This window comes from Kroppenstedtia guangzhouensis (assembly GCF_014637345.1).
Lineage (GTDB): Bacteria > Bacillota > Bacilli > Thermoactinomycetales > DSM-45169 > Kroppenstedtia > Kroppenstedtia guangzhouensis.
Map to the genome: position 1 here is coordinate 1 of NZ_BMEX01000046.1, position 3,530 is coordinate 3,530.

The following is a 3,530-nucleotide window of genomic DNA, read 5'->3' on the forward strand; positions in this document are numbered from 1 at the left end:
TGATAGATTCAGTCAACTTTTGCCGGGAGGTCTCCAGCTCTCCAGTCTCCAGACTCTCCTGATTCTCCAGTTTCTTTTCCTCCAGTCTGGAGGTCTCCAACTTGGGAGTCTCCAGTTTTTCCTCCTCCAGTTTCTCCAGGTTGGAGGATTCTCCAGCCTCCAACTTGGATGTCTCCAGCTTCACTTCCTCCAGGTCTCCACCCTCCATGGCTGGAGGATTCTCCAACTCTCCACTCTCCAGATTCTCCAGTTTGGAGGTCTCCAATTTTTCGGTTGGAGATTTCTCCATTCCTCCAGTCTCCAGATGGGAGGATGCTGGGTGGGAGGTCTCCAGGTTCTCCTGAGGTGATTCCTCCAACCTAAAAAATTCAGGTATCCCAGCTCTCACGACTTGTTCTCTCTTCTCATCTGCCTTTCGTGCCTTCTTGATTAAGTCCAGATTAGGTTTCTGTGCTTCCCAGCGCATCCATTCCATTTCCTGGATGAGCTTCATTTTTTCTCTTTCTCTCTTTGCTTCCCGCTTCAACTCTCTCAAACTTTTTTGATGTGGTTGGTGACTGTCAGTCCAAAGCCAGACTAACGTTGTTTCCATCAACCACATGGCGCCGGAAATAGCGCCACCAACGATCAGGCCAACTTTCTCATTCTCCTGATATAACCCCCACATATTCACTCCAGTAACGAATGCAAGACTGGTATAGTATCCCAAGGTGAGAAAGAACGGGACATTTCTTTGCATTGCCCGCTGCCGTGCTCGAATCGTAAGCAACGAAGCAAAAAGGATTTCAACCAGTCCAGCAGTTAACCATGGATTTAAACGTAGTTCCATAGCTAGCTTTCCAGTATTGCTAAAGGAAAGCGCGATCACTACAAGTGCAACAACAATCACAACAACAAGGATTCCCCAATCTAAAAAAGGTCTTTGCTTAATCCGAGCAATTATTCCTTTTTTCCTGTATGATTGTTCTTGACGGTCTTGGATCGGCAGGGGTCTAAGGTTGGTTGCCGTTGCCCCTGTCGGTTGGGCCGTCTTTTTCATTGTTCACTCGTCCTCCTTTATGATGCCGTATTCTTTTCTGAGCAGATCGAGGGATGCTCTGAACCCCCTTTTAAAAGCCTCAACTTCTTCTGGTCGACAAACCATTCCACTTTGCACTAAGCTATCTAACGCATTTTCAAAAGTATGTAGCGTTTTTGCCAAGCTAGTAATACGCACTATTTGTTGCTGTTGCTGGTTCACTTAATCACCTCCATCTGAATCATTTGATTCAAATGATAACATTTATTTCGATTATATGCAATAATGAAAATAAATAATTAGCTATAAACATACCCTCGGTAGTCCCCGAGGGTATAAAGGCAACCTTTTATGTCATTCCTCTTCCTCATACAGTTGCAAGTGATCTTCGAGAGCGCGGTTGATGATCCCAGCCTTACCACCGTCAACATAAGGTGCAATTCTATTTAGCTTGTCAAGTAGATCATTTCTGATGTATGTAGAAACTGATGTATGTGTATCTGTATATTTCAGTTTGTCTTTCTTGATCTTGATCTTTTCTCGAACAAATGTAACCTTAGTTGTTTCAGTACTTTTATTTGCACTTGTATCTATGCTTGCATCCATACTTGTATGATTTTTGTCATTATCCTTGGTTGTAGTGTTTGTGTTTTCGGCTTCAATTTTGTCTATCCTTTTAGCTTCCTTGGTGGTATCAGTTTCATTTTTGCCTTTATCAAGGCCCATCAAGATGGCACCAGGGCCCTCTTTGCCAGTAGGAGGATTTTTAGCTTTAGCTTTCCAATCTTTTTTAGTCATTTTGGCTCACTCGCTTTCGTAATTCCTTGACCACAGGTTTATACTGGTCCACGGCATAGCGTAATTCTTCGTTCTCTTCAAAACCATCGAAGGCGATTCGGCCGGTGGCTGCCCGTCGTTTCACATAGGAATCAAACACCAGGTCACCATATTCCTCCTTTAGAAGTTCATACAATCCTTGTATATCGGATCGACGAAAGTCCATCATGGCGCAGAGGATCCCGGCCACATCTAGATCTGGATTGATCTCGGTCACGTCTCGGCAGAAATTTAGAAAGCGGGGGATGGCGTTGAAGCAGTACTTGGAGGGCTCAAACATGATCACCACAAAATCACTTGCCCCCACAGCGTTGATGGTGTGTTCTCCCAGCGAGGGCGGCGTGTCAATCAAAACAAAATCATATGAATCACCCAACTGTTGAAGGGTCTGTCTTAACCGAGTCCCTCGCTCGCCCTGAGACAGATTTTGATAGAGAAAAGACGGTAACCGGGAAAGGTATTCATCCGCCGGAAGCAAATGAAGATTTTCGGTCACTTTCACAATGTAGGGCTCCGGATCAGCCTGCTCAATCGCTTCCATCACCGTCCGATCACCGAAGGTTTCCGCTGCATCTCGAAGGGTCAACGTCTCAGTCAAATTGGCTTGGCCGTCCATGTCCACGGCAAGTACCCTACTATCCTGACTGAGAAGCCAGGCGGCAATGGATGTGGTGGTGGTTTTAGCCGCCCCGCCTTTTTGGTTTGCAAAACATATGGTATTCGCCACAATTCCACCTCCTCCTATTTTTCTCATTTTATCGTGACTCTCTTAGGAAATATAGGGGAACATAAAGGCTAACTCCTACCGAGATCTTGACAAAGGTTAACCTCCCGTTTAAAATTAAAAACAGAATTTAACCGTAAATGTAACAAGGAGAGTATTTTTTATGGGCAGAAAACCAGGGCCTTTGAAACGTGGTCAATTAATCGCCTTCAAAGTCCCTCAATCACAAAAAGTTACCGACGAAGATCTAAAATACCTAGAGAAAAAACGGAGTAAAGACTCCAAATACCCCTCCAAGCTCTTCTTCGCCGCTCTCCAAGAAGAACGGATTAAGGAAATAGAAAATTTGGAGGAGATCTCACTCCCAGTCTCTTCACTTACAAATGAGGAAAAACAAATGCTCAAACAACCTGGAGTCCGTAAGCTTCTAGGAAACATCGTACTAGGTTTTCTCAGAAGCCAACCACCTGCTAAGAGCCTAACCCTCAAGGAAGAGACTCTGGACTTCAAAACGATGGAAACAAAAAAAGGACCCAAAGGCCCTGAAAAGGATTCTAGACGGCCTTGATACCGTCTGATAGAATCACAGAAAAGCATTAAAAAACAAGGAAGCGTCCTTCCGCCGCCAAGCTAAAAGGACGCCCCGGTAAATAGTAAAGTTACCCTAAGTGTACCTATTTCATCGATCAAGGTCAACTGGTCACTTAGAGGTATTTTCCGGTAGGGTTGACACCCTTTATAAAATAGATAAACCGGATCGGGGCGAATCCTCTTTCTTGGCTGGCCTAGCAGTTATCTGCTTCCAGCAAAAGGAGAGGTTTTTTAATGGATAACAAAACTCCCCAACCCTATTTCCCAGACTTTAAAAGCCAGTTCACAAAAACGCCAAACCTCTTTTTTGATGAAGTGCTAAGAAATGGCAAACAAGCGGAAGCGAAAGTGGTAGGGTGT

The 3,530-nt window shown here is 44.6% G+C and carries 5 protein-coding genes; 1 reads left to right on the forward strand and 4 read right to left on the reverse strand.

Annotated features, from left to right (window positions below; all coding sequences use genetic code 11):
- The 4 genes from IEV46_RS17580 to IEV46_RS17595 all read right to left on the reverse strand — a co-directional run.
- Nucleotides 1–289, reverse strand: a 289-nt coding sequence (locus tag IEV46_RS17580; protein ID WP_188433877.1) for a hypothetical protein, incomplete at its 3' end; no start/stop codon positions are given.
- 753 nt (nucleotides 290–1,042) lie between these two features.
- The gene (locus tag IEV46_RS17585; RefSeq protein ID WP_188433879.1) at nucleotides 1,043–1,240 is read right to left on the reverse strand and encodes a hypothetical protein; all 198 of its coding nucleotides are present in this window, start codon (nucleotides 1,238–1,240) and stop codon (nucleotides 1,043–1,045) included.
- A 132-nt stretch (nucleotides 1,241–1,372) separates the two neighbouring features.
- On the reverse strand, nucleotides 1,373–1,816 hold the full coding sequence (locus IEV46_RS17590; protein ID WP_188433881.1) for a hypothetical protein: 444 nt from the start codon (nucleotides 1,814–1,816) through the stop codon (nucleotides 1,373–1,375).
- Entirely contained in the window at nucleotides 1,809–2,582 is a 774-nt protein-coding gene (locus IEV46_RS17595; protein WP_188433883.1) for a ParA family protein, read from the reverse strand. Before IEV46_RS17595 ends, IEV46_RS17590 begins: the two co-directional genes overlap by 8 nt.
- A 160-nt stretch (nucleotides 2,583–2,742) precedes the next feature.
- On the opposite strand from IEV46_RS17595, the gene IEV46_RS17600 reads away from it, so the two are divergent.
- Nucleotides 2,743–3,147, forward strand: a complete 405-nt coding sequence (locus tag IEV46_RS17600; protein ID WP_188433885.1) for a hypothetical protein — start codon at nucleotides 2,743–2,745, stop codon at nucleotides 3,145–3,147.
- Nucleotides 3,148–3,530: the final 383 nt, after the last annotated feature.

Coding starts and splice junctions, on each gene's coding strand:
- IEV46_RS17590 (WP_188433881.1), bottom strand. CDS start 1,816: ATGACTAAAAAAGATTGGAAAGCTAAAGCTAAAAATCCTCCTACTGGC.
- IEV46_RS17600 (WP_188433885.1), top strand. CDS start 2,743: ATGGGCAGAAAACCAGGGCCTTTGAAACGTGGTCAATTAATCGCCTTC.